The sequence below is a fragment of the Massilia sp. CT11-108 genome (assembly GCF_047302915.1).
GTDB lineage: Bacteria > Pseudomonadota > Gammaproteobacteria > Burkholderiales > Burkholderiaceae_D > Telluria > Telluria orientalis.
This window is the reverse complement of the sequence record NZ_JBKYMO010000768.1, coordinates 1-1,908: the sequence shown is the minus strand read 5'-3', so window position 1 is coordinate 1,908 and position 1,908 is coordinate 1. Positions and strand designations below refer to the sequence as shown.

General features: G+C 68.9%; 1 protein-coding gene. It reads left to right on the top strand.

Going from position 1 to position 1,908, the window contains the following annotated elements:
- A partial coding sequence (locus ACEN88_RS30450) for a response regulator (protein WP_413345732.1) occupies positions 1–1,906 on the top strand: 1,906 nt, incomplete at its 5' end.
- Between the last annotated feature and the right edge of the window lie 2 nt (positions 1,907–1,908).

Genomic DNA, 1,908 nt, shown 5'->3' with positions numbered 1-1,908 from the left:
GCGGGCGCGCGCGTTCTGGCGGGGGGGGTGTTCCCCCGCCACGGTCTACGCGGTCTGCCGGGGGGGGGGGGGGGGGGGGGGGGGGCCCCCCCACGACATCGTCGGCAAGAACTTCCTGCATCTCGTGCACCCGGACGACCAGGCCGCGACGATGGCGCAGATGGCGTCGCTGGGCGAGGGCCATTACGTCTATAAATTCGAGAACCGCTACCGGCGCAAGGACGGCAGCTATTGCGTGCTGTCGTGGACCGCGGCGCCGGACGCCGATTTCATCCACGCGATCGGCCGCGACATCACGGCCGACCGCGAACAGGCGGAGCAGATCCGCCGCACGGAACTGGCACTGCAGCAGTCGCAGAAGATGGAGACGATCGGCAAGCTGACGGGCGGCGTGGCGCACGATTTCAACAACCTCCTGCAGATCATTTCGGGCAACCTGCAGCTGCTGGAAATGAACACGGGGGGCGCGGACGGGCTTGCCAACACGAAGCGGTGGATCGGGAATGCGCGTCAGGCCGTGGAAAAGGGCGCGAAGCTGGCGAGCTACCTGCTCGCGTTCGGCCGCCGCCAGCCGCTGGAACCGAAGGTGGTCAAGATCGGCCGCGTCGTGACGGGCATGGAAGACATGCTGCGCCGCGCACTCGGCGAACAGATCGAAGTGGAGCTCGCGCTCTCGGGCGGATTGTGGAATACGGCGGTCGACGTGGCGCAGGTGGAGAACGCGATCCTCAACCTTGCCATCAACGCGCGCGACGCCATGTCCGGTGCGGGCAAGCTGACGATCGAGGCGCACAACGCCATCCTCGACGATTTATATTGCCGCACGCACGGCGACGTGGCGCCGGGCCAGTACGTGATGCTGGCCGTGACGGACACGGGCAGCGGCATGACACCGGACGTGCTGCGCCAGGCGTTCGAGCCGTTCTTCTCGACCAAGGCGGAGGGTAAAGGTTCCGGCCTCGGCCTGTCGATGGTGTATGGCTTCGTCAAGCAGTCCGGCGGCCACGTCAAGATCTACAGCGAGCCGGGGCAGGGCACGACGGTGAAGCTGTACCTGCCGCGCACGACGGCGGCCGAGGAACCCCTGGGCCCGATGGATCCGCACCAGCCGGCCGTCGGCGGTACCGAGACGATCCTCGTGGCGGAAGACGACGAAGCCGTGCGCACGACCGTCGTCGAGATGCTGACCCGGCTCGGCTACCGCGTGCTGAAGGCGGCCGATGCGGCCAGCGCGCTCGCGGTGGTGGAATCCGGCGTGCCGATCGACGTGCTGTTCACGGACGTCGTCATGCCCGGCACCCTGCGCAGCCCGGACCTCGCCCGCATGGCCCGCGAACGGCTGCCGAACCTCGCCGTGCTGTTCACGTCCGGGTACACGGAAAACTCGATCGTGCACGGCGGCCGCCTCGATCCGGGCGTGGAGCTGCTGGGCAAGCCGTACACGCGCGAAAGCCTGGCGCGCCGCATCCGCCAGGTGCTCGCGAACCAGAGAAACCGCGTCCACGTGGACAGCGCGCCGTCGAATGTGCTGCCGATTCTGCCTTCGGCCGGGCGCAAGCCCGACCCGAGCCGCCTGCGCATCGTGCTGGTGGAAGACGAGGACGAGATCCGCGACGCGACCGCGGCGCTGCTGCGCCACCTGGGCCACGAGGTGCTCGAAGCCGTCGATGCGGAGCAGGCGCTCGCGCTCATTTCGTCCGCGTCGGACGTGCTGATCACGGACGTATTGTTGCCCGGCATGTCCGGCGACCTGCTGGCCGCCCAGGCCCGCACCCTGGCGCCCGGCATCCGCATCGTGTTCGCGACCGGGCAGGGAGAGGTCAACAACTGGCCGGACGCCGTCGTGCTGCGCAAGCCTTACGACCTGGCCGCGTTGACGGCGGCGCTGGCGGACAGCGGCGCCTGAGC